Below are 23,792 nucleotides of genomic sequence, written 5' to 3' on the forward strand. Positions count from 1 at the left end.
CAGGCGGGTAAGCGCGAGGGGCGTGGCGAGGACGCGCCGGCGTCGCGGCGCACTGAAGACGCCGGCGTTCAGAAGTGGAACGCGCCGCCGAGGTAGACGTACCAGTCGTCGCGGACGAGTTGGTTGGCTCTGTTCCTGAAGACAGCGTCCTTGTTGCTCCCGTAGCGCCCCTCCACGCGGAAGGTGAGCTGCGGCAGGGGCAGATACTCGAGGGTCAACGCCCCGCTGTGGCTCTGCCAGCCGTTCTTGGTGCCCGTCTTCAGCTCGGGGACGATGTCGGCCTTGTTGTACAGGTACTCGTACCGCGCGGCGATGCCGACCTTCTCCGTGATCGCCAGGCGCGCGGAGAAGGCCGGCGCGACGACGATGTCGTACCTGTCCCGCTCGTTGTTCTTCTGCATGACGAAGTCGAACATCGGGAAGATCAGCCAGCGCTTCCCGAGCCAGATCCGGTAATACAGGTTCTGGTAGTGCCTGAAGACCGGCGGCTCGCCCTGCCGGGCCTCGTTGCCCCAGTACATCGTCCAGTCGCCGACGATCTTGAACGGCCTGAAGATGCTCCAGACGAAGCCGTACCCCTTCTTGCCGTTCGCGTCGCGGATCTCCTGCCAGCCGTTCAGGACCATGAACCTCAGGGTCATGTCCTTGCGAAAGTGATAATGGAGCCGGGCCCCAGCCTCGTAGTCCGGGGTGAAGTCGGCGATGTACGCGCGCGTGGCGTGGAGGTTCTCCTTGTTCAGGACGATCTCGGCGCCGTAGTAGGACGGGAAGATGCCGGCCTCGACCGCCAGCTTCGGGTGGAAGAAGTAGTAGATCGCCGCCTCGCGGATCAGCTGCAACGACTTCGGCTCTTCGTTGTACAGCGACTCGACGATGTGACCGGCATGCATGGCGAAGCGGAACCGGATCTTGTTGGGGATCTCGTACTGGGCTTGCACGAACCCGTACGCCAGCGCGAACTGATTGGCGTACAGCGGGTAGCTCGTGTAATCCCTGCGGCCGTAGTCCTCGACCTCTTGCTTGCTGATGTAATCGTAGTACCGATGCTTTCCTTGCGGCCCGAAGGCGTAGCCGAAGTCGCCGTACAGGTTCAGGGAGAGGACGCCTCGGCCGACCCTGGTGCTGATCGCAGGTACGATCAGAGCCTTGCGCTTCTCCTTGCACCGACGCGACAGGCACGTGAAGGGCCCCCGCGCCGAAAGGGGCGCAGCCCAGGAGGAGGGGGCGCCCTCGACGACAGCGCTCGGGGGTGCGGGGGGGACCGCCGCCGGGGCCTGGGACACGGGCCCCGGCGCGACCGGGTCCGGGGGCACGGTCTCACCGGGCCCCGGCGCTTTCTTGGGGCGAATGGCGCGCTTGATCTCGGCGAGCTCGTTGCGCAGGGCCTCGAGCTCGTGCTGCAGTTCTTCGGTCGTGGGTGGCGCCCTCGGGGCGTCGTTCGCTGGCGACGGCGTGGCGGCGCCCGCAGCAGGGACCGGGTACGGCGCGGGGATCGCCGTGGTCGGGAAGGTCTGCGTGGACGGCGAGGACGCGGGCGCGTCGGGCGTGGCGGCGGGCGAGGGCGACGAGACCGAGGCCTCGGACGCGGGCGGCGACGGCACAGGCTGCCAGGCGCCGATGTCGGGGAGGCCGGATCCCCCGAGCACGAGGAACGCTGTAAGAGCCGCGAGCGAGAGGTTCAAGGGCAAATCCTCGAGGCCGGCAGAATAGCTCCCCTCACCGGCTATCTTGTTCACCTTTCGCGTGAGAAAGGTTCGGGTCGCCGGAGCCTGAAGGAGTCTTTAGAGGGCCGTGGCGATTGCCTCTGCCCCTCGATGCAGGGGGGCAAGGACATCACCTGTCGGCGTCGACAGGTGCGCCTCCGGTGTCGCAGGCAGGCAGGGCAGCGGCGCCGATCCCGTCGTCGGGCTCGATCCGCGACGGGAACGGATCTCTCCTCGACGTCGGCCAGGACAGCTGTCCGGCGAGCTCGCGGCACGCGACCGTCGCAGAGCACTTCATCGATGCGACGATCGCCTCGCGCGCAGCAGGTTTGCTACTTGTCCGGCCTATGTGGGCTCGGTGAGAATCGACATGCGCCGTCGACTGGCACATGCCGGTCGCGCGTGGACGGCCCGGCGAGTTCGACGTGCATCTGCGTGGTCAGGGCGAGGAGCTCCGCGGTGGTTCGAGGGGCGGGCGGCGGCGAGACGTCGGGCGCGATCTGCCGTTACCCTTCCCGCCGCATGTCGCTCCCCGGCCGCTTCACCCTCGCGCTCGTCGTCTCCGTCGCTCCGCTGGCGTGCAAGCACGCGTCCGCCGAGGCCGGCGGGGCGGGCCGCGACACGCTGTCCGCGGTCGCGTGGGTGCAGACGAGCGCCGAGTACGAGGCGGCGGCGATGCAGGCGTACGCGGCGGCGGGCCGGGTGCTCGAGGCCGCGCTCGCCGATCCGTCATGGACGGCGGCCGTGGAGCAGACCGGCGAATTCTCGGCGCTGCCGCCGGCGATCATCGTCGACATCGACGAGACGGTGCTCGACAACAGCGCCTATCAGGCGCGCCTGCTCGAGTCGGGGGGCCGGTTCTCGCCCGACACCTGGAACGCGTGGATCGAGGAGCGCAAGGGCGCGGCGATCCCCGGGGCGGTGGCGCTGCTCGGCGCGGCGGCGGCGAAGGGCGTGCGCGTGTTCTACGTGTCGAACCGCGACGTGAGCCAGGCCGAGGCGACCCGCGACAACCTGGCGCGGCTGCAATTCCCGGACACCGACGACCTCGACACGTTCTACTTCCGCGACGCGGCGCGCGGCTGGAAGGACAAGAGCCCGCGCCGCGCCGAGGTGGCGAAGACGCACCGGGTGATCTTCATGTTCGGCGACAACCTGTTCGACTTCGTCGAGAAGGAGCGGCCGACGCTGGCCGAGCGCGCGGCGATGGTCGAGGAGCACGCGTCGTGGTGGGGCACGCGGTGGTTCGTGATCCCGAACCCGATGTACGGCTCGTGGGACGAGGCGCTGTTCGGCTACGACCACAAGAAGACGCCGGCCGAGCAGGAAGAGGCGCGCCTGCAGGCGCTCGACCCGGCGCAGTGAGCGAGCGGCCGCTGCGATACGATCACCCGTCGACGTGCGGGCTCACCTGGGAGCGGGCGCAGGGGCAGGCTTGCCGTCGACGGTGAGGCGACCGTACTGGTCGGCGAGGGTCTCGCGCCTGGCGCCGAAGATACCCTCGAGGGAGAACGACATCATCCACACGAACAGACAGGCGAACAGGCCGACGACGGCGATCTGGAGGATTCCGCCGGCGGTGGCGATCGGGGGCCTGGATGCTTCGAGCTCCCACTTGTTGTCGGCGATTTCGCTGGTGGACATGGTCGTGACTCCGGGCGCCCGCACGCGAGCACCCGGAAACGTGGGTGAGCTTCACCCGCCGACAAGCGCCCTGTCGGCTCGCCGAGGTTTGCCCCCGCGAACGCTGTTGCCTCCCGTGCCCCTTCCGGCTTGCGGCGGCGCCGCCTGAGGCCTCCGATCCGCGGGGCGTCCGCGCCGACGCTCCGGGGAGCGCGCTCCCGGCCGCTCGATCGCCCGCGGCAGGGCCCCGGTGAGCGCGCCGGCAGACGCCGGAGGCCTGCCAGCCGAGTGGGCGGCAGGACCGACGGCGCTCGCGCTGCGCTTTTGAGATGTCCTTGGGGTCAGGTTCGATCGCTCGCCGCGCTCGACATCGAGGCCGCGGCGAATGGTGGCAGTCGCCGTGCGATCAATCGCGGCCGTCGCGGGCGATCCACCGATTCGCGCGGGCGGCCGCGTCGCCGACCTCGATGATGCGCGCGACCAGATCCTTGGGCAGGCCGCGCGGGCCCGGCGGCTTCGGCGGACGAATGATGATCACGGCGCCGGAGATCTCGTCGGACACGTCGACCGGGAGGCGGCCGCTCGCCGGGGGTCCGACGAGCGCGAGGTGCTTCGCCGTCTCGCCCTCGCGCACGGCGGCGATCTTCCGCTGGTCCACGTCGACGAGGAAGGCCATGAACCGGGCGGGATCGTCGGCGTGCGGGGTGACGACGACGGCGCCGTCGGCCACCTCGGGCCACCGCGGGCCCGCCTTCCAGTCGCTGAAGCGCTCCATCGCCACGACTTCGGGGACCTCGAGCGAGCCGGGGCTCCCGGTCCGCCAGCACGACTTCGAGTTGGCCGGTCCGGGCGAGATCGGGGCGAGCCACAGCGCGGCGAGAATCACGGCGATTTGCATGAGGAGCGTCTTTCTGCGCGCCGGAGCGCGCGTCGGTCCGAGGTCGATCGAGGAGAGGGTAGCGGCGTCGCGTTCGAGCGTCGCTTTCGCCGGCGACAGCCGAACGCGGCGCGGCACGAGGCCGCGCGCGCGAGCGGCCGCGCGCTACGGCGAGAAGTAGCCGTGCGCGAGGTAGGCCGGGTCGAACACGGTGCCCGTCGACCGGGCGACGTACACGTCGGCGGCCTGGTCCTGGGTGAAGCGGAGGAGGTCGTCCTTGCCGTCGCCGTCGACGTCGCCGACCAGCAGGGCGTCGCTGCGGTCGCCGAAGTCGAGGTCACGCAGCGTCTGGGCCAGGCCGGAGCCGGTCGACTGGCCGACGTAGACCCAGCCGTTGCCGACGAAGCGGAGCACGTCGTCCTTGCCGTCGCCGTTGAAGTCGCCGACCGCGGGCACCTCGCCGACAGCGGCGAAGTTGGTGTTCCAGGTCGTGCGCACGCCGAAGCCGGTGCCGGTCGAGAGGGCCACGCGCACCTGCCTGCCGTTCATGTCCTGCGTGAAGTTGACGAGGTCGGCCCGGCCGTCGCCGTTGAGGTCGGCGAGCATCGGCGACTCGCCGGTGTAGGCGAACTCCTCGTGCCATTTGGTCTTGGGGCCGAAGCCGGAGACGGTGGCGAGCATGACGTGGACGTCGGCGCTGCCGTCGTTGGCGAACACGACGGCGTCGGCGCGGCCGTCGCCGTTGACGTCACCCACGGCGCCGATGCTGACCGCGGTGGTGGTGCCGACCGGCGTGGTGTGGACGCCGCCGTTGAAGTCGTAGCCGCGCGAGCGGCTGACCCACACCTGCTTGTCGGTGAAGGCCCAGATGTCGGCCCGACCGTCGCCGTCGAAGTCGCCGAGCATCGGCGTGTGACCGCGATGGGCCCACCAGTCCTGCCACTTCTGCGCGGTGCCGAAGGTGGTGCCGTTGGACAGCGCGACGTAGACGTCGAGCGGCCCGCTGGACGAGTCGCCGTGGGTGAAGGTGACGATGTCGTCCCGGCCGTCGCCGTTGACGTCACCGACCGCCGGCGTCTCGTGCAAGACGGTCTTGAGCCAGCGGTGCAGCGTCGGCGCGCCGATGCGGCTGAACAGCGAGGGGCTGATCGGGTCGTAGTACTGGTAGCCCCAGTCGCAGCCGCTCGTGTAGAGGTGCACCCCGATCTGCTTCCACCCGTTGGCCGTCTGCACGAGCAGCGGGCCGCCCTCGTCGCCGTCGCAGGCGCCGGCCGGGGCCTCGCCGGCCATGAGCTGGAGCGCCGGGTCGAAGTCGCCGTCGAGCCACTGCTGGTCGGGATCGCTGTCGGCCAGCACGGGGAGCTGGATCTTCTGCAGGCTGCCCGAGAGGGAGCCGCCCGGGACGAGGTCGCCCCAGCCGAGCGCCGTGGCGAGCGCGCCCGGCAGCCACTTCGCGCGGTCGCTCGGGCCGAAGGGGCTGGCGATCTCGACCGGCTCGAAGCTCGAGGGCGACGACAGCACCACGACCGCGAGGGCGTGGGGGTTGTGGTGGACCGGCAGCGCAGGGTTGTAATCGGGGTGCACGATGATCTGGGCGGCGCCGCGGGTCTCCTGGCCCGCGCCCTGGCCCAGGCTGGTGTCGCCGATGCCGATGCTCACCGCGCCGGGCTGCACGATCGCCCCGTTGCCGGTGAGACAGGCGGCGGAGGTCAGCACGCGCGTCGGCGTGACCAGGGTGCCGCCGCAGATCTTGTAGTAGGGCGAGTTGACGATGACCGTGGCCATGAACGGAAATTCGCCGGCGCCGGCCGGTTGACCCCCGACGATGGCCGAGGGCTCGACGGCGGCCGCGAGACCGTCGAGCGCGTCGAGCTCGAAGGCTTCGCCGGTGTCGGTGTCGTCGCCGGATTCGGCCTTGGCGAAGATGTCGTCGGTGTCCGTTGCCCCGGCGGTGACGCCGTCGCAGGCGCTGATGGCGGGGAGCAGGGAGGCGAGGGTGATAGTAATGAGGATCCGGGGTGGCATGATGGTCGGTCTCGCTCGCGCGCCGGCGGTCGCGTCGCGCTCTGCCGCGACAACGCCGGGTCGTCGCGATCTTCCCGACGGGCGAGAAAAAAAATCGCAGGCCGGAGGTGAGCGCGGGGGTCTGCACAATCGTCGAGGACGAGAGTTGAGACATGCAAGAATCCGGGGTTGTCGGACGGCGCGACGCCGATGCGACATCGCCCGTGGACGGCCCCGTGAGAGCGGTGCTACGGAGCGGTATGCAACGGGTTCATTCGAGGGTGAGTGGTCTGATCGTCGCGGCGATCGTCGCGGCTTGCGACGGCGCGGCCCCGGGCGCGGGCGCGGAGGCGCAGCCCGCCGCGGCCGAGGCGAAGTCGACACCGGCCGCGGCGCGGTCCGACGAGCCGTCGCGGACGGCGAAGGACAGGGGAGACGCGACGGTGACGATGGACGGCAAGCCGTGGACGGCCGACCGCTGCTCGGCGCGGATCAAGGCCGTCGACGGCGGCGAGAAGTTGGCGGTGTCGTGCAGCCGTATGGTGACGAGCGACGGGTCGGTGAGCGGCGATCAGCTCACGCTCGTCGTCGAGGACTACAAGGGCGCCGGGACGTACACGACGACCGGCAGCTCGCACTTCGCGACGGTGGGGGTCGACACGGCCGCCGCCGGGGCGGCGCAGGACGGGGACGCGAAGAACGAGGTCGTGGCCGACAGCATCCGCGGAGCTCGACACGTGAGCCTGGCGGGCGCGCAGGTGGTCGTCGGCGCCGTCTCCGACGCGGCGGTCGACGGCAGCTTCGCCTGGACGCCGGAGGCCGGGAAGGAGGGGCCGACGCTGGCCGACGGGAAGTTCCACGCGGTGCGCAAGGACTGAGCCCGCGTAACCCTCGAGCTCACGCGCTCGGTGGGCCGCCGATCGCGTGGGCGAGCACGGAGGCGATCGCGGTCACCACGATCACGGTGACCGCGTAGCGCCGCCAGTGCGCCAGCGTGGCCGGCTCGCCGCTGGCGGTCTTGCCGGCCCAGCGGGTGATGTCGACGCGCCGCGCGGCGATCGTCAGCACGACCGTGAGCCAGACGACGTAGTCGAGCCGCGAGGGAAAGTCGGCGCCGCCGAGGGCGATCGTCGCCAGCGAGGCGTACACGATCGCGTTGCCGACGAGCATCCAAAACAGTCGGAGCGCGCAGCCCGCCGGAGCAGGCGCGTGGTCGGGGGTATTCTGTTGTTGCACGGTTCGCCTCCGCAGCCGCACGAAGCGGCCTGCGAAATGGCGGCCCGACCATCTCAGCGCTCACCCCGTTTCGCCGGCGTGAGCCGAATCCTGCCGCGACGAACCGTACGCCGCGGCACCCTTTGCGCGGTCAGGATATCGTGAGCGTCCCCGGTTCCTGACAGAAAAATGCACGCAGCCTCGTTCGCGTATGAGATGTCGAATCATCACGCTCGAGCCCGCTGGGCGACGGCGACGCGAGCGGCGAGCACCTTTCATCGGCGACATGAGCGGCGGCGGCCCCGCCGTCGCGGGCTGCGCTCACGAGGCACGGGCGCCATGGCGATCGCGTCGACGAAGCCCGCGAGACTACGATCGGGCCGATGAGCGACGAACCGAGAGCGAGGCCGGAGGTCGGCCGCGAGCATCCGTTTCAAGACGCGCTGGCGCGCTGGCTCGGCGTGCCGACGAGGCAGCGCGCGGCGATCGTGCGCGAGATGTACTCACGCCACCGCTCGGACGCGGTGAGCTACTGGTTGCAGCTGGTGCTGGCGACCGGCATCGCCACGCTCGGGCTGGTGCTCAGCAGCACCGGCGTGGTCATCGGCGCCATGCTGATCTCGCCGCTGATGTCGCCGATCGTCGGCCTGGGCATGGGCCTGGCGGCCGGCTCGCCGCTGCTGACCCTGCGCTCGATGTTCCGCGTGGCCGCGAGCATCGTGTGGGTCGTTCTTCTGGCGGCAGGGCTGACGGTCGGCTTGCCGTTCCACGAGACGACGGCGGAGATCGCGGCCCGCACCTCGCCCACCGTGCTGGACCTCGCGGTGGCGGCGTTCTGTGCGCTGGCGGCGGGCTTCACGACGGCCCGACAGAGCGCGGACACCACCAGCGCCGCGGCGGGGACGGCGATCGGCATCTCGCTGGTGCCTCCGCTGTGCGTCGCCGGCTACGGGCTCGGCGTGAGCCAGTGGAACATCGCCGGCGGCGCGCTGCTGCTGTTCACCGCCAACTTCTGCGCGATCATCTTCTGCTCGGCGCTGCTGTTCATCGGGCTCGGCTTCAACCACGTGGTGCTCGCAGAGGATGGCGCGTCCGGCGTCGGCGCGCGGCTGCAGCGTGTCTTCGGCGCGCGCTACGGCGTGATGTGGCGCCTCGTGCTGCCCGCGCTGCTGCTCGCCAGCGTGTACGTCCCGCTGCGCGCGGCGCTCGGCGAGGTGGCGTGGAAGATCCGCGTGCGTGACGCCGTCACGCGCATCCTCGCCGAGGTCGCCCCGGACGACCGCTCGTTTCGCACCGCGCTCGCCGTCGAGGCCAACGGCGTGCGCGTGAACCTGGCGCTCATCGGCTCGCCCGAGGAGGCGCACGCGGTCGAGGCGCTGCTGCGGGCGCGCATCGCCGCGGTCGCGGGGAGCGAGCCCGACGTCGACGTCACCGCGGTGGCCGACGAGCGCTCGCTGCAGAAGATCGCCGCGTCGATCGCCGCACCGCCGGCGACGACGCCCCCGCCTGCGCCGCAGCCGCGGCCGTCGCTGCTCCGCAAGCCGATCGACGAGGCGCTCGCGGCTCACTGGCCCGAGAGCGCCGGCGTGCTGCAGGGCTGGCAGGTGGAGTTCGCGGCGGACAGGCCGATCCTCCGTGTCCGCCACCAGGGCCCGCCGCTCGGCGCTGCTGCCGAGGCGCTGCTGGCCGACTTCGTGGGTCTCGCGCTCGGTGAGTCGATGGCGGTCCGGACCGAACCTGTCCTCACGGGCAGGTGGAGCGCCGAGGCGCTCCCGCCCCGCGAATTCCTCGGTGCGCTGGCCCGCGGGCTCGCGCTCGGGCGCGATGCGAGCGAGACGCGCGCGTGCGTCGAGCGGCCGACGACGGCCGATGGAGCTCCGGGTGAAGACGAGCCGTCGCGCGCCGCCGAGGCCGAGCCCGCCCGAACCGCCGAATTGCTGCTGGAGGCGTTCGCCGGCCCCGGCGTCGAGGTGCGCGAAGGGGCGGCGTGGGCCATCGAGCTGGTCGTCGGCCCCTGTCCGCAGCCGCGCGATGCCCCCGGCGATGGGACCGGTGATGCAGGGGCCGCCGGCACGGCGGATGGTGTTCTGCCGGCCGCCCAGGCGCACGTCGCGAGCGACTGAGTTGCGCGGCGCGACGCGGCGGTGACCCGCTACCACGAGGTCGCGGCGCGCCGGCGGGTCGAGTCGGTGGCAGGTGTGGCGCCGCCCGGCGCCGGCCCGCTCGCCGGGGAAGCTCTCTCGGCCGAGAGCGCATGGACCGGGAGCTCGTCGGCGAGGTAGGTTGGTCCGGACGGGCAGACCTCGGCCGGGAGCGATATGTACGCAGCCTTGAAATCGGCGGATGGAAGTTTTCGGGCGAACGACGGCGGGACGTGGTTCGTACAAAAGGACGAACGCCCGGCCTCCGAGATCGAGGAGGATGTCGCGTATTCGACGCTGTTCGCATTGGTTCGTGTGCTGAATCCATTGCGGATGGCGCGGCCGGAGAGTCGCCCCCGGGTCCAGTACGTGTTCGCCGAGATGCCGCCGGACCCGGTGCGTGAAGCGATCGCTTCGGGGGGCGGGCACCTGATTCATGCGTCCAGAGTCGTCTCTTACGACGAGCCGTGGCGCGCGCCCGAGGACCTCGCCGACGAATTCCTCTCGCGGCTCGCGCGAACGGTCGCGGCCGAACGCGCGCTGGAATTCTCGCGGGACGGCCTGGCGCAGCTCGAGCGGGAGCTGGCCCACGCCCGCGGCGGCGACGAGGCCACGTATTGGAGGGCCGTGTTCGGCCTCGGTGCATTCGCCGGTGAGACGCTGCGAGAGGCCGGTGGAGGGCGGTGGCGCCGGCAGGACCAGGCCGGCGTCGTCCCGTTCGCGTTCGCATGCACGATCCTCTCCGAGCCCGCCGAACTCTACCTCCTGGCCAAGGCGATGAAGTTCATCGCCAACGGCCCGGAGGACAGCTTGACGGGGTTCGTGGGCATGACGGCGCGTGCGGGCGCCGGGCCGAAATGAGCTGCTGATCCAGGCGCTGCGGTTCGCCGAATCGAGCGGGCGACGGTCGGCGGTGACGGTTCGCCGTGACCCACGCGTCCCACGATCGCACGGGCTTCGGCGCCCTCGTCGCGACGCTGATGACGCACTGGCTGCAGGCCGCAAAGAGTCCCCGCGCCTCGACGCGCCGCTGAGGAAACCCCGCTCAATCGTCGTCGTCGTCGTCGTCCGGGGCGTCCTCGTGCTCGTCGGCGATGACGGCGGCGGGGTGGTGCTCGGCGGCGGCGGCGGCGGGCTCGAGCTTCTGCAGCGCTTCGACGGCGCCGGCCCGCACCGCGAGCAGCGGCTGGGGCACGAGGCCGCCGATCAGCAGGGCCGCCATCAACGCCACCGAGGCGCGGTACTCCCAGCCGCGCAGGTCGGCGAACGAGCGCAGGGCCTTGGCGTGCTGCGAGCCGGGGCCGAGGAAGGTCTGTTTGAAGGCCTTGAACAGGGTCACGCCGTTGATCGCGGTGACGACGAGGAGGAGCGCGGCGGCCAGCTGGTGCTCGTGGAGGAGGCCCTGGATCGCCAGGTCCTCGGCGACGAAGGAGATCGTGCCGGGGAAGCCGACGGCGCTGGCCGACAGCAGGAGGAAGCCGGTGGTGAGCCGCGGGGCGCGGCGGACCAGGCCGCCGAGCAGGCGCATGTCGGTGGTGCCGGCGCGCGCCTCGACCTCGAGGGCGATGAGCATCAGGCCGCAGACCTCGACCACCGACGACATCGCCTGCAGCAGCGCGCCGGACACGCCGGGGGCGTTGAGGGTGGCCAGGCCGGTGAGCACGAGACCCATCTGGCTGACCCAGAAGTAGGCGATCACGCGCCGCAGGTCGTACTGGCCGACGGCGAGCAGGGCGCCGTAGAGGGCCGTGACGGCGCCGATCATCACGAGCGGGCCCGAGACCTGCTCGCACAGGCGGGGGAACAGCGGCATCACCACGCGCGCCAGGCCGAACGAGCCCAGCGAGGTGAACAGCGCCGGCATCGCCGAGTAGCCGGGGGCGCGCCAGCCGGCGGCGGTCAGCCACAGGTGCAGCGGGAAGATGCCCATGCGCAAGAGCGCGGCGAACAGGAACAGCCAGCCGATCACCGGCGGCAGCGGGGTGCCGGCGCGCGCCAGCGCCAGCAGGTCGAACGGCGCGGCCATCCCGGCGGCGGCGCCGGCCTGGGCCAGGAGCACGAGCGCGGCGACCAGCGCGAGCGCGGTGGCGGCGATGGCGAGGGTCATGACGAGGTGCAGCGGCCGCGAATTGCTGCGCCGCGTGTCCTGCCACAGCGGCAGCATCGAGCCGATCCAGAACAGCGCGAGGGTGGCGGCGTCGAGCGCGAGGAAGCAGCCGAGCAAGGTGCCGAGGACGGCGAGGATCCGCGCGGCCGTGTTGCCGCGCAGGTCGGAGCGCGGGGTCGACAGCAGCGAGGCGAGCGCGATCGCGGCGGTCATCGGCAGCAGCATGGCGTTGAGGCCGTCGACCGCCATGTGGAAGCGCAGCGACATGAACAGCGGCGCCTCGAGGTCGTCGCGGACGAAGTGCGAGTCCCAGCCGATCGCCAGGAACACGCCGGACGCGATGAAGAACACGACCCAGGCGACGCCGATGGCGACGTCGCGCTGGCGCGTCGGCTCGCGGATCAGGAACTGGACCACGAAGGCGCCGACGAGCGGGACGATCCACAGCACCGGGATCGCCAGGGCGAGCAGGTCGAAGGTCATACGCGGGCCTCGGGCGCGCCGGCGTCGGGGCGCAGAGCGGGGGACAGGACCGGCGCGGGGGCGTCGGGGCTGAGGTCGGGGGCCATCAGCGGCAGCGGGGCGCCGGTGCCGGCCTCCGGCGTGCGGGCGTGGAGGGCCAAAAGGCCGCCCTCGAGGCGGTCGAGCGCGCGCGAGAGGTTCATGATCGGGCGGGTGAGCCAGCGGTCGAGCGCGGGCTCGACGGCGAAGCGCTCGAGCGCGAGGCGGTAGAGCGCGCGCCGGGGCCCGGGCGCGACCTCCTCCCAGCGCGCGGCGGCCTCGTCGGAGTCGGTGCGGCCGAGCGCGGCCTGCTGCCACATCGCGTCCTGCACGGCGGAGAGGGTGCGGAGGAACTGGTAGTAGCGCAGGGTGGCGTGGGTGATCAGGTGGACGAGCGCGAGCGTGTAGAGGCCGAGGCCGCACTCGACGAACATCAGGCCGACCTGGCTGGCGGTGGCGTGGGCGACGGCCGACTTGGCGTCGGCGCTGACCTGGCTGCTGAGCGCGGCGATCACCGCGGTGACGAGGCCGACGACCACGAGGACGGCGCGGATGACGAGCGACTGCTCGAGGAGCGGGGCGGCGCGCAGCAGCAGGTAGACGCCGGCGTGGACCGAGAGGCTGCCGTAGAAGACCGCGCTCGAGGCGGTCGGGCCCTCCATCGCCCGCGGCAGCCAGCCGCCGACCGGGAACTGCGCCGACTTGCCCATGGCCGCGAACACCAGCGCGAGGCCGACGGCCAGGCCGGCGGTCTCGCCGGCGTGCTGCGGCAGGCCGGCGAACACGTCGGCCCACACGGTGGTGCCGAGCCAGTGGTGCAGGCCGACGGCGCCGAGGAGCAGGCCGATGTCGCACACGCGATACGTGACGAGCACGCGCAGGGCCGCCTGCACCGGCATGGCCCGCTCGTGGAAGAAGGCGACCAGCAGCACCGAGCTGATACCGACGAACTCCCAGCCGATGAACAGCAATTCGGCGCTGCCGGCCAGAACCAAGAGCTGCATGCCGGCGGCGAAGAACAGGGTCAGCACGAAGAAGCGGACGAAGCCCGGCTCGCGGTGCAGGTAGGTCACCGAGAACTTCACCGTCGTCAGCACGATCACCGCGACGAACGCCGACATCGCCGCCGTCAGGCCGTCGAACAGCATGACCAGCGGGAAGCTGTACTCGGCGGCCTCGTACCAGTTGCCGAGGCGGTAGTCGACTGGCCCATGGGACAGGCACAGCAGGACCCCGCAGGCGGCGCTGGCGAGGCTCAGCCACACCGCGACGGCGGTGACGCGGGCGACGACGCGCTCGGAAGGGCGGCCCGGCAGCAGCAAAAAGGCGATGACGACCGCCGCCAGCGCCGGCCACACCGGCGCGAGGGCGAAGCCGGCGGACAGGAGGTCAGGAAGCATGCTTCACCTCGTTGGGCGTGACGATCCGGGCCGGCTTGAGGCAGTCGCGGCGGCCGGCGCACCAGTCCTCGGAGCGCGGGACCAGCGGCAGCTCGACCGGGGTCGGCGTGTATTTGCGGAAGCCGAAGCGGGCGTCGAAGGTCCACATCTCGCGCGTCTCGGGGTGGATCGCCGTGACCCGCACCCACTCGTTCAGCACCAGCTCGGCGACCCCGGCCTGGCGGGTCAGGATGTCCTGCAGCACCTCGGGCGCGGCCTCGACGATTACCTCGAGGCGCATCGGCTCGTGCATCTCGGTCGCCTGGGTCGGCAGGCCGGTGCGGAGGTCGCTCGACGAGCCGTTCATCACGCCGGCGAGGGCGGTGACGTTGTGCGGCAGCTTGGTGCCGGAGCCGAGCTTCTCGGGGTCGACGCTCGAGCAGTAGTAATCGAGGGCGATGCCGGCGCCGACCGGCGAGGTGGCGGCGAGGGTGCGCTCCAAGATCTTGTGGTCGGGGTCCTGGGTCGGGTCGTAGGAGACCAGGAGGCAGCGGCGGTCGAGGAACAGGCCGTAGCTCAGCTCGCGCCGGCCGATGATGCTGCAGGCGCAGGTGGCGTGGCCGAGCTCCGCGCGCGGCTCGCTGAAGTCGACGGCGCGGCCCTCGACGTGCTTGAGCGCGGTGTCGGCGGCGCGCTGCTTCGGCGCCGAGTCGAACCGGCGGCTGCGCTCGACCGCGTTGCGGCGGCACATCTCGGCGAGGATCGGCTCGAGGTCGGCGAGCTCGCCGCGGGCCGAGGCCGGCAGCAGGTCCTCGTCGATCCACGTGATCGCCTCGGCGCAGGTGTCGTAGACGCCGGCCACGAACACCGAGTCGGGCGGGATGACGATGCCGCGCTCGGCCAGCTTCTGGCGCACGTCGGGGCGGTTGCCGATGTGGGCCAGGTAGCGCGCGTTGGGCCCGCCGCTGCGGCCGCCGCACGCGGCGCACGAGTAGGCGGCCAGCAGCGGGTTGTTGACCGAGGAGGTGTCGTGCCCGAGGGCGACGATCAGCCTGCCGAAGCGCCTGGTCATGCCGAGGTTCTCGAGCAGCGCGGCGACGCGGGCCGCCATCTCGTCGACGGAGAAGCCGGGCAGCAGGTCGTCGTCGGGCGCCCTGGTGAGGCCGATCCGCGCCGGCGTGAGGCGGGTCCTCGGCTCGGGGACGAGCTTGCGGCGGATGGCCTGGCGCAGCCGCCCGGCGGTCCGCGGGGCGAAGATCGACAGCAGCAGCGGCACCACCGCGACCATGCCCGTGACGATGCTGACGAGGAGGCCCAGCCACAGCGAGCGCGAGGCCCGGCCGAACAGCGCGCTGGCGCGGGCGAGCTGCTGCCGCCGCTGCTTGCGCAGCTCGGCGAGGTCGAACTGCTGCGTCAGCACGACCTCGTCGATGCGGTGCTGCGGCGTGACGATCACGGGGCACAGCGGGAACGTGCGCGGGTCGTCGATGCCCTGGTAGGCGAACGCGACGCCGAAGAAGCCCGGGCCGCCGTAGGTCTCGACCTCCGGCGAGATCTCCTCGAGGTAGCGGCGCGACGACTCGAAGCGGTCGTCGAGGCACAGCATCACCTGAAACCGCGGGGCGACCGGCGGCAGGCTGGCGACGCGGACGTTGGCCGCGATCGCGTCGAGCAGCTCGACCCGGTAGTGGCGCTCGTAGGCCTCGTGCCACAGGCGCATGCGCGTCATGTCGTCGTGGCGGTCGAGGAAGGCGATCACGGTGTCGATGTCGCCGCGGCTGGCGGCGTGGATCGTCGGCGCGCCGACGCCGGCGTGCTGCGCCAGCAGGAACAGCGGCCAGGCGGTGTCGTGCGGGCCGCGGACCGCGGGCGGGGCGATCTGCGGCAGGCGGGCGCAGGCGCTGCGGATCGCCGAGGCGGGGCCGTGGTGGCCGAGCTGGCGGGCGATGTCGCGGAAGGCGTACAGATCGTAGGTGAGGCGCACGGCCAGGAAGTCGAGCAGCTCGATCTTCGCGCGCGAGCGGCCGATCGGGCCCGGGGCGCGCTCGAGGCGGTGGAACATGCCGGACCACCCGGGCAGCTGCAGCAGCGTGCGCTCGACGTAGGTCTCGACCTCGTCGGGGCCGACGCCGAGCTCGGCGAGCACCTCGAGCGCGGCGTCCTCGGCCGTCACGCCGCGGGTCAGCCAGTCGCGCATGCGCCTGTCGGCGCCGAGCATCCAGCCGGGGCGGATCGACAGGCCGGCCTGCTTGACCCGCAGCCAGGCGAGGAAGAAGCCGTCGGCCCGGTCGGGCATCGCCCACTGCGACTGGCCGCGGTCGAGGAACGCCGCGCACAGCGGGATCAGCACCGGGTGCACCAGGTCGTTGGCGTCGACGTCGCTGCAGGCGCGCAGCAGCTCGCGGTGGGTCCACAGCTTGCGCGCGCCGAGCACCGGCATCCCCGTGTAGTGGGCGCAGGCCTCGACGCAGGCGGTCCACAGCGCGCGCACGGCCACCGGCTCGCGCCGCTCGGCGAAGGCCGCGGCGTGCAGGCGGTCGCCGAGCAGCGCGGTCAGCTCGCCGACCGGCGTGCGGAACGCGGGGCGGCCGACGATCGCACGCGCGACCGCATCCTCGGCGCCCTGCAGGTGCACGAGCTGCGGCTGCAACCAGTCGGCGGTGGCGGCGAGGATCGCGTTGCGGGCGTCGTCGCCGACGTCGGCGGCGAAGTAGGTGGTGGCCTGGTCCTCGACGATCTTCCAGTGGAGGTCGGCGGGCGTCTCGGTGCCGATGCTGTGGCGCGTGATGATGCGCGCGGCGGCCCGCTCGCCCGGGAAGTGAGGCGCGAGCGGCGAGTCCGACAGCGGCTCGTCGGCGAATACGGCGTCGAGGTCGGCCTCGCCGATCCGCCCGCTCGCGTGCTCTTGCCGGTAGCGCTCCTCGGGGAAGTAGCCGCGCACGCCGAGCTTGCGCCGCGCGGCCAGCATGGCCTGGTGAAACGGCAGGTGCTGGAACGCGGCGAGCAGGTTGTTGTGGACGAACACCTCGAGCGGCGCCTGGATCGGCAGCCATTGCGCCGCGTGCTCGAGCGCCTGACGCAGGCGGTCACGGGGGCCACGCGCGGGCGCGACGTCTGGTGTGATCATTGTCGGCGGCCTCCTCCGGCGGAGAGGCGCGCGACGAGTCGTGATGATTGCAACGCCAGTCTCCGGCCAATCCCGCGAGCTGCGATCGCTCGCGCGAGGTCTCCAGCGTGCACACGAAAACGGCCCGACTCGAGCGCATGAGCAAAAGTTCACCGTCCCATGAGCAGTGCTTCATCCGCCGCCTATGCCCGTGGCGCCGCTCGCAGGGCCACCCGCGGCCCGATCGATCGTCGTCGCGGTGGCACTTTCACGATGAGCGCGACACCTTCGCGGCGGCACCCCGCGACCGGCGGCGCCATGAACGCCGATGAATTCGCCCGACCCCGTCGACGCGCGACGACGGCCGCCGCCGCGCGCGAGCTCGTCGGCCCGGCCCCGTCTGCAGGCGCACCCACATCGCGCGGGGCGTCGAGGCGCGGCGAGGTCGCGTGCGTCGACGTGACGCTCGCGACTCGCGAGTGAGGGCGCGGCGAGGTCGCGTCGCACATGCGAGGAGGTGACGAGTGTGACGCGCCGTCACGCGAGTCGCTGCCGTCGGAGATCCGCCTCGCCCGTTCCCGAGCGGGAGCGCCGAATGCGCGATCGATGGATCTCCCGTTGCGGTCGCCGATGGCGGCCGACCTGCCGTGTCGTCCCGCGCGGCGCCGGGGCCCGCGAGTCGCGGCGGATGAACGATGTTCGCGAGGCAGGCCCGGGGCGGTGAGGACGCGGCGTTTGACCCTTGTACGCGGCGGTCGCCTCGCCGATATTCGCTGCGCCCGCGGCTGCGGGATCAAGGAGTGACTACCTCATGGGTCTGCTGTCCAGACTGACCGGCAAAGTGACGCCGCAGAAGAAGCCCACCGACGACGCCCTCTTGCTCCACGGGATGCTGCTGATGTGCGGCGCCGACGGGAGCTTCGACGAGCAGGAGCTGCCGACCGTCGAGGGCTACTTCGCCCAGCTGCCCGAGTTCGAGGGCAAGGAGTTCGGCGACGTGTACCAGGAGGCGGTCAAGATCCTGAAGCGCTTCCCGTCGCTGAAGGACTCGGTCAAGGCGCTCGGCGACCTGTCGTCGCAGCTGGTCAAGAACAAGGCGTACCTGCTGGCGGCCGACATCGCGATGTCGAGCGGCGACGTCGACGAGGCCGAGGACGCGATGCTCGAGGCGATGCAGCGCGTGCTCAACGTCGAGGACGCGCTGGCGACCAAGATCCTCGAGGTGTTGACGCTGAAGTATGCCCGCGCGTGAGTGCGGGTGAGCGGGCGCGCCGACCGGGACCGCGCGGCGGTCCGGGGCGGCGCGCGCCGTTTGTGAGCTTCGAGTGCGGTGCGAGCGAGAGGTGACGTGATGCGCATTGATCCGCGGCAGTTCCAGGTCCGGCGCGAGCAGCAGCTGCGCGACGAGGTGATGCAGGACTTCGGGGTGAGGAAGGCGCTGGCCAAGCTCCGCGAGTGGCGCGGCGGCAAGGGCTACGGCTACCGGCGCAACTTGTTGAGCTCGACGCTGCGGCTGACGCGCTCGATGTCGCCGGAGATCGCCGACACGGTGGCGCAGTGCAAGGAGATGCTCGGCTACGACTCGCCGGTCGAGGTGTACGTGACGCCGGAGCACCAGTTCAACGCGACGTGCTACCGCGAGGTCAAGGGCCCGACGATCTTGACGCTGTCGAGCCGCCTGCTCGAGGCGTTCACGCCGGCGGAGCTGCGCTTCGTGATCGGCCACGAGCTCGGGCACGCGGTGTTCGACCACTACGGCCTGCCGATGCCGATCACGGCGACCATCGAGGAGCTGGGGATCCCGTTCGTGTCGCGGCCGACGTCGCTGCGGCTGTACGCGTGGTGCCGCAGCGCCGAGCTGTCGGCCGACCGCATCGGCCTGCTGTGCGCGGGCGACCCGGAGGCGGCCGCGAGCGGGTTCTTCAAGCTCGCCAGCGGCATGGCCAGCGAGCGGGTGCGGCCGGACCTGGCGACCTTCGCCCGCCAGGTCGAGAGCCTGGCCTCGGCCCCGGAGGCGCGCGAGAAGGAGTACGACGAGGACACGCTCGACTGCTTCAGCACGCACCCGTACAACCCGGTGCGCGTGCGCGCGGTGTGGGCGTTCAGCCGCTCGGAGCCGTACCTCGAGGCGCTCGGGCGCTCGACCGACAGCGCGTGGGCGCTGGAGGACGTCGAGCAGGTGATCGAGCGCGACCTGCAGCTGATGGAGCCGTCGTACCTCGAGGAGAAGAACCAGACGTCGGACACGCTGCGGCGGCTGCTCTACACCGCGGGCCTGGCGGTGGCCGCCGCCTCCGGCGGGATCGAGCCGTCCGAGCTCGAGGCGCTCGGGCGACTGCTCGGCTCGGACCACGCCGACGCGCCCGTCGACGTGCCCAAGCTGCTCGGCGACCTCGACGGCCGGATCGCGGCGGCGCTCGAGGTGCCGCTGCGCAACCGCGCCCAGCTGGTCCAGCACCTGACGATCGTCGCCGCGGCCGACGGCTCGGTCAGCGAGGACGAGCTGCACGTGATGGAGGACATCGCCCGCCGGCTCGAGGTCGGCGCGCAGGTCGTGCACCAGACGATCCGCGGGGCGATGCACCCGATCGATTAGCGCCGCGATCGCGGCGCCGCGGCTCACGGCTTCTGGACCGCCATCCAGTCGAAGTGCAGCCAGTCGGCGTGCGCCAGGCTCGGGTCCTGACACTGGGGCGAGTGGATGTGCGAGCGCAGGTTGTAGAACATGTGCTCCTTGCCGTCCTGCTTGAACATCAGCATGCCGCCCTCGGGGACCGACCCCATCGCCAGCTCGAAGGAGTAGAGCTCGGGGCCCGGCGCGGGGGCGCAGCAGTCGGGGCAGCCGCAGTCGGTCGTCGGCTTGCTGCCGACCTGGAGCGGTACGCCGGCGAACGCGGGGCGACCGAAGCTGCCCCAGACGATCGGCTTGCCGGCGAACGTCACGACGGCGTGGGAGACGACGCACTTCTCGTGGTCGGCGTGGACGCCGAAGCGGAGCTTGACGCACACGTTGTTGTGCGGCGGCAGGTCCGGCATCTCGACCGCGAAGTGGAACCCCGCCACCGGCAGCGCGGCGCCGCAGTTCTGCTGCGAGAGGACGGTGAAGCCGTTGTCGGTGACGACGAGCTCGCCGGCCCACTCCTGCATCGCCCAGCCGATGCACTCGTCGGTGGCGAGCCCCTGGCCGTCGGGGAGCTGCAGCTGGACCATCGGGCCGAGCGGGTCGGCGAAGGCGACGCACATCATCGGCCCGGTGTCGCTGGTGTTCGGGTCGGTGGTGGTGGTCGTCGTCATCGGCTGGGGCTCGGTGGTGCCGTCGGTGGTGGTCGAGGTGCCGGGCTCGCCGGTGGTGAATTCGGTGTCGCTGACCGGCGAGGTGGTGACGACGTCGCTGGTGCCGGTCGGATCGCCGGTCGAGGCGGTGGTGCCCGGCTCGCCGGTGCTGGTGGTCGGCGCGACCGGGCCGGTGGTCGGGCGCGTCGGGTCGGTCGACGGACCGGTGGTCTGGCCCTGCGTGGCGCCGCCCTCGGTGACGAAGAAGGCGGGGTTGTCGAGGGTGCACGCGGTGAGACACAGCAGTAAGCCAAGCGGGCGCATGCGATCACTGTAGCGGGCGAGGTCGACGCGGTCAGCAGCGGGCAAGGCCGGGCCCGCCGGCGCGTCCCGCCGGCGCGATGGGTCGTCCGGCTTCACGGCGCTTTGCCGCGGACCGCGGGCCTGGTACACCGTGCGTCGATGAACGATGCCGCCAGCCCCCACGCGACGGCCCACGACCTCGAGCAGCACCGGGCGGCGCTCACGGGTCACTGTTACCGCATGCTCGGCTCGGCTGCCGAGGCCGACGACGCCGTGCAGGAGACGCTGGTCCGGGCCTGGCGCAGCCTCGACCGCTTCGAAGGCCGCTCGTCGCTGCGCACGTGGCTGTACCGGATCGCCACGCGGGTGTGCCTCGACGCGCTGACGCGTCGCTCGCGGCGCGCGCGGCCGATGGAGCTCGGACCGGTCGGCACGATCGACGACGTGCTGCTCTCGCTGCCCGGCGAGCGGTGGGTCGAACCGATCCCCGACGCGCACGCGCTGCCGGCCGACGCCGACCCCTACGAGCGGGCGTCGCTGCGCGAGAGCATCCGCCTGGCCTTCGTGGCGGCGCTGCAGCACCTGCCGCCGAAGCAGCGCGCGGTGCTGCTGCTGACCGAGGTGCTCGGCTGGCCCGCCGTCGAGGTGGCCGACAGCCTCGAGACGTCGGTGGCGGCGGTCAACAGCGCGTTGCAGCGGGCCCGCGCGACCATGGCGGCGCGCAAGGCGACGCTGACGCCCGCGCCGCTGTCGCCGACGCAGTCGCAATTGCTCGAGCGGTTCGTCGACGCGTTCGAGCGCTACGACATGGACGCGCTGTCGCACCTGCTGCACGAGGACGCGACGCTGTCGATGCCGCCGTACTCGCTGTGGTTGCAGGGCCATCCGCAGATCCGCGCGTGGCTGACGGGTCCGGGCGCGCCGTGCCGGGGCTCGCGGCTGGTCGCGACCGCGGCCTCGGGCTCGCTGGCGTTCGGGCAGTACCGGCCGAACGGGCCCGACCGACCCGCCGGCGGCCACCACGCGTGGGCGCTGATCGTGCTCGAGACGGCCGGGGAGGTCGTGACGGGCCTCAATTCTTTCCTCGACACCGCCGCGTTGTTCCCGCGCTTCGGCCTGCCGCTGACGCTCGAGCCGGCGTAAAAAATTTTTGCGAGGGACCGATGAGCCGAAGCGGGCTCTCCGGTCTGTAGAGCAGAACCTTCAAGGAGGAAGCACCATGACCGCCGCCAAGACCCGCAAGCTGTTCGTCAACATCCCCGTCCGCGACCTCAAGCGCTCGGTCGAGTTCTTCACGAAGCTCGGCTTCACGTTCAACCCGCAGTTCACCGACGACAAGGCGACCTGCATGATCGTCAGCGACGAGGCGTTCTTCATGCTGCTGGTCGACGACCGCTTCAAGGACTTCACGACCAAGCAGATCTGCGACACCAGCAGCCACCAGGAGGCGCTGTTCGCCCTGTCGACCGCTAGCCGCGCCGAGGTCGACCAGATCCTCGAGACCGTGATCGCCGGCGGGGGTCGCGAGGCCGGCGAGGCCAAGGACCACGGGTTCATGTACTACCGCGCGTTCTACGACCTCGACGGGCACCACTGGGAGGTGCTCTTCATGGAGCCGAGCCAGGTCCAGTCGTGAGGCCCCGTTCGCGCGCCGTCAGCGTGATCGCGTGTGCGCGTCGACGTGATCGATGAACGCGCGCACGCGGCTGTTGCTGCGCATCTCGTTCAGGGTGAGCAGCCATAGATCGCGGCTGAATTTGGGGTCGACCGCGCTGATGCGCACGAGGGACTCGTCGGCGTCGCCGTCGAAGCAGGCGAGGAAGTGCGCGCCGATGCCGGCGGCGACGGCGTCGTGCACGGCGCGGGTGTTCGCGCCGACGCGCAGCGCGACGCGAGCGCCCGGCGCGTGGACGGCGAGCCACTCGTCGAGCCACCGCATGTTGAGTCGCTCGTCCCAGTGGATCCACGGAAACGCCGCGAGCCCCGCCCCCGCGCCCACCCGCTCGACCAGCGACCGGCTGGCGTACACCGCGAAGTCGACGCGCCCCACCTTGCGTCCGACCGCGTACTCGGGCGGGCTGTTCGTCATCCTGAACGCCACGTCGGCCTCGCGCCGGGTGAGCGACAGCTCGTCGTCGCCGGTGAGCACCGTGAGCGCCACGCGCGGATACAGCGCGATGAACTCGGCGAACACCGCGTGATAGCGCTGGAACAGCATGTCCATCGTCGCCACGCGCAAGGGCCCCTCGAGCTGCGTGTCGCGCCCGAGGACCTTCGCTTCGAGCGCGAGCATCTCGGCCTCGACGCGCTCGGCGACCGCGATCGTCTCGCGCCCCGCGGTCGTCGGGACGAACCCCTCGGGGGTCGCGTCGAACAGGCGCACGCCCAGCGATTGCTCGATCGCACGCAGCCTCCTCCCCACCGTCGAGTGGGTGGCGTGCAGCCGCTCGGCGGCGCGGCTCAGCGTCCGGTCGCGCGCGAGCGCCAGCACGTAGCGGAGGTCGTCCCAGTCCACGCTGTGCATGGTTGCACACGGGGTGTTCGCCATCAATCGTCGACCGCGGCGCCCGGGACGGCCACGCTGCCGGGCGATGAGAGCAGCGATCCAGACCAGCTTCGGTGCGCCGAGCGTCCTCGAATTGCGCGAGGTGTCCGCGCCCGCGTGCGGCGACGACGAGGTGCTCGTGCGCGTGCGGGCGTCGACGGTGTCGGTGGGCGACGCGAGAGTGCGGGCGATGCGTGTGCCGCGCGGGTTCGGGTGGATCTCGCGGCTGGTGTTCGGGTGGTCGAGGCCGCGGCGACCGATCCTCGGCGTCGACGTCGCGGGCACGATCGAGGCGGTCGGCGCGAAGGTGCAGGGCTTCGCGCCCGGCGACGAGGTCTTCGCGCTGAACGGCAAGATGGGCGGACACGCCGAGCTCTGCGCCATCTCGACGAAGGGCGCCGTGGCGCACAAGCCTCGGTCGCTGTCGCACGAACAGGCGGCCGCGCTCACGTTCGGCGGGACGACGGCGCTCGACTTCTTGCGCCGCGCGAAGCTGGCCCGCGGCGAGCGCGTGCTCGTCAACGGCGCGTCGGGTGCGGTCGGCACCGCGGCGGTCCAGCTGGCGAAGCACCGCGGCGCGCACGTCACCGGGGTGTGCAGCGGCGGCAACCTCGAGCTCGTCCGCTCGCTCGGGGCGGACGAGGTCATCGACTACCGCGAGCGGGACTTCGCCGCGGCGAGCGAGCGCTACGACGTGATCCTCGACGCCGTCGGCAACGCTCCCTACGCCCGCTGCGAGCGCGTCCTGAGCGAGCGCGGGCGGCTCCTGCTGGTGGTCGCGGGCCTGCCCGAGATGCTGTCCGCGCTGTGGATCAACGCGACGACGCGGCGCAGGGTCATCGCCGGCCCCGCCGCGGTGCACGGCGAGGACGTGCGCACCCTCGCCGCGCTGGCGGAGTCGGGCGCGCTGCGGCCCGTCATCGAGCGCACGTTCTCGCTCGAGCAGATCCGCGACGCGCACGCGCTCGTGGACGCGGGCCACAAGCGCGGCGCGGTGGTCGTGCGGGTGAGCTGA

Annotated in this window: 20 protein-coding genes; 9 read left to right on the top strand and 11 right to left on the bottom strand. The window is 71.8% G+C overall.

Annotation, left to right across the window (positions count from 1 at the left end; translation table 11 throughout):
• Nucleotides 1-68: 68 nt before the first annotated feature.
• Both K7C98_RS31595 and K7C98_RS31600 read right to left on the bottom strand, forming a co-directional pair.
• Nucleotides 69-1,682 carry a porin gene (locus K7C98_RS31595; RefSeq protein ID WP_224195535.1) on the bottom strand — a complete coding sequence of 538 codons (1,614 nt, stop codon included), beginning with the start codon at nucleotides 1,680-1,682 and terminating at the stop codon, nucleotides 69-71.
• Nucleotides 1,683-1,833: 151 nt separating this feature from the next.
• Nucleotides 1,834-2,001 (bottom strand): hypothetical protein, encoded by a 168-nt coding sequence (locus K7C98_RS31600; protein ID WP_224195536.1) that lies wholly within the window; start codon nucleotides 1,999-2,001, stop codon nucleotides 1,834-1,836.
• Nucleotides 2,002-2,225: 224 nt separating this feature from the next.
• Between K7C98_RS31600 and K7C98_RS31605 the strand changes: the two genes are divergently transcribed.
• On the top strand, nucleotides 2,226-3,068 hold the full coding sequence (locus K7C98_RS31605; RefSeq protein WP_224195537.1) for a 5'-nucleotidase, lipoprotein e(P4) family: 843 nt from the start codon (nucleotides 2,226-2,228) through the stop codon (nucleotides 3,066-3,068).
• 42 nt (nucleotides 3,069-3,110) lie between these two features.
• On the opposite strand, the gene K7C98_RS31610 is transcribed toward K7C98_RS31605, so the two are convergent.
• The 3 genes from K7C98_RS31610 to K7C98_RS31620 form a co-directional block, all read right to left on the bottom strand.
• Nucleotides 3,111-3,347, bottom strand: coding sequence for a hypothetical protein (locus tag K7C98_RS31610; RefSeq protein ID WP_224195538.1), 237 nt, complete (start codon nucleotides 3,345-3,347; stop codon nucleotides 3,111-3,113).
• A gap of 385 nt (nucleotides 3,348-3,732) precedes the next feature.
• On the bottom strand, nucleotides 3,733-4,224 hold the full coding sequence (locus tag K7C98_RS31615) for a hypothetical protein (protein WP_224195539.1): 492 nt from the start codon (nucleotides 4,222-4,224) through the stop codon (nucleotides 3,733-3,735).
• A 144-nt stretch (nucleotides 4,225-4,368) separates the two neighbouring features.
• Nucleotides 4,369-6,228 carry an FG-GAP-like repeat-containing protein gene (locus K7C98_RS31620; protein ID WP_224195540.1) on the bottom strand — a complete coding sequence of 620 codons (1,860 nt, stop codon included), beginning with the start codon at nucleotides 6,226-6,228 and terminating at the stop codon, nucleotides 4,369-4,371.
• Nucleotides 6,229-6,488: 260 nt separating this feature from the next.
• Here K7C98_RS31620 and K7C98_RS31625 point away from each other — a divergent pair, with 260 nt between their 5' ends.
• Nucleotides 6,489-7,085, top strand: coding sequence for a hypothetical protein (locus K7C98_RS31625; RefSeq protein WP_224195541.1), 597 nt, complete (start codon nucleotides 6,489-6,491; stop codon nucleotides 7,083-7,085).
• 19 nt (nucleotides 7,086-7,104) lie between these two features.
• Here K7C98_RS31625 and K7C98_RS31630 read toward each other — a convergent pair whose 3' ends face one another.
• Entirely contained in the window at nucleotides 7,105-7,443 is a 339-nt protein-coding gene (locus K7C98_RS31630) for a hypothetical protein (protein ID WP_224195542.1), read from the bottom strand.
• A 362-nt stretch (nucleotides 7,444-7,805) separates the two neighbouring features.
• Between K7C98_RS31630 and K7C98_RS31635 the strand changes: the two genes are divergently transcribed.
• Entirely contained in the window at nucleotides 7,806-9,545 is a 1,740-nt protein-coding gene (locus tag K7C98_RS31635) for a DUF389 domain-containing protein (RefSeq protein WP_224195543.1), read from the top strand.
• A 207-nt stretch (nucleotides 9,546-9,752) separates the two neighbouring features.
• The gene (locus tag K7C98_RS31640) at nucleotides 9,753-10,424 is read left to right on the top strand and encodes a hypothetical protein (protein ID WP_224195544.1); all 672 of its coding nucleotides are present in this window, start codon (nucleotides 9,753-9,755) and stop codon (nucleotides 10,422-10,424) included.
• Between the two features lie 184 nt (nucleotides 10,425-10,608).
• Here the strand turns inward: K7C98_RS31640 and K7C98_RS31645 are convergent, their stop codons facing one another.
• The 3 genes from K7C98_RS31645 to K7C98_RS31655 are packed head-to-tail and all read right to left on the bottom strand — an operon-like array spanning nucleotide 10,609 to nucleotide 16,677.
• Nucleotides 10,609-12,153 (bottom strand): proton-conducting transporter membrane subunit, encoded by a 1,545-nt coding sequence (locus tag K7C98_RS31645; protein WP_224195545.1) that lies wholly within the window; start codon nucleotides 12,151-12,153, stop codon nucleotides 10,609-10,611.
• Nucleotides 12,150-13,571, bottom strand: coding sequence for a proton-conducting transporter membrane subunit (locus K7C98_RS31650; protein ID WP_224195546.1), 1,422 nt, complete (start codon nucleotides 13,569-13,571; stop codon nucleotides 12,150-12,152). The genes K7C98_RS31645 and K7C98_RS31650 overlap by 4 nt, the downstream gene beginning before the upstream one ends.
• Nucleotides 13,561-16,677, bottom strand: a complete 3,117-nt coding sequence (locus K7C98_RS31655) for a DUF2309 domain-containing protein (RefSeq protein ID WP_224195547.1) — start codon at nucleotides 16,675-16,677, stop codon at nucleotides 13,561-13,563. The genes K7C98_RS31650 and K7C98_RS31655 overlap by 11 nt, the downstream gene beginning before the upstream one ends.
• A gap of 790 nt (nucleotides 16,678-17,467) precedes the next feature.
• On the opposite strand from K7C98_RS31655, the gene K7C98_RS31660 reads away from it, so the two are divergent.
• Nucleotides 17,468-17,908 (top strand): tellurite resistance TerB family protein, encoded by a 441-nt coding sequence (locus tag K7C98_RS31660; RefSeq protein WP_224195548.1) that lies wholly within the window; start codon nucleotides 17,468-17,470, stop codon nucleotides 17,906-17,908.
• A gap of 99 nt (nucleotides 17,909-18,007) precedes the next feature.
• Complete coding sequence (locus K7C98_RS31665) at nucleotides 18,008-19,252, top strand: M48 family metallopeptidase (protein WP_224195549.1); 1,245 nt, start codon at nucleotides 18,008-18,010, stop codon at nucleotides 19,250-19,252.
• Nucleotides 19,253-19,275: 23 nt separating this feature from the next.
• Here K7C98_RS31665 and K7C98_RS31670 read toward each other — a convergent pair whose 3' ends face one another.
• Nucleotides 19,276-20,253: a hypothetical protein gene (locus K7C98_RS31670; RefSeq protein ID WP_224195550.1), complete on the bottom strand. Its 978-nt coding sequence runs from the start codon at nucleotides 20,251-20,253 to the stop codon at nucleotides 19,276-19,278.
• 138 nt (nucleotides 20,254-20,391) lie between these two features.
• Between K7C98_RS31670 and K7C98_RS31675 the strand changes: the two genes are divergently transcribed.
• Together K7C98_RS31675 and K7C98_RS31680 are read left to right on the top strand one after the other, a co-directional pair.
• Entirely contained in the window at nucleotides 20,392-21,375 is a 984-nt protein-coding gene (locus tag K7C98_RS31675; protein ID WP_224195551.1) for a sigma-70 family RNA polymerase sigma factor, read from the top strand.
• Nucleotides 21,376-21,451: 76 nt separating this feature from the next.
• Entirely contained in the window at nucleotides 21,452-21,868 is a 417-nt protein-coding gene (locus K7C98_RS31680; protein WP_224195552.1) for a VOC family protein, read from the top strand.
• Nucleotides 21,869-21,886: 18 nt separating this feature from the next.
• Here the strand turns inward: K7C98_RS31680 and K7C98_RS31685 are convergent, their stop codons facing one another.
• A complete protein-coding gene (locus tag K7C98_RS31685) occupies nucleotides 21,887-22,756 on the bottom strand; it encodes a LysR family transcriptional regulator (RefSeq protein ID WP_224195553.1) in 870 nt (289 codons plus the stop codon).
• 67 nt (nucleotides 22,757-22,823) lie between these two features.
• On the opposite strand from K7C98_RS31685, the gene K7C98_RS31690 reads away from it, so the two are divergent.
• Complete coding sequence (locus K7C98_RS31690) at nucleotides 22,824-23,792, top strand: NAD(P)-dependent alcohol dehydrogenase (RefSeq protein WP_224195554.1); 969 nt, start codon at nucleotides 22,824-22,826, stop codon at nucleotides 23,790-23,792.

This window comes from Nannocystis pusilla, assembly GCF_020073745.1.
GTDB lineage: Bacteria > Myxococcota_A > Polyangia > Nannocystales > Nannocystaceae > Nannocystis > Nannocystis radixulma.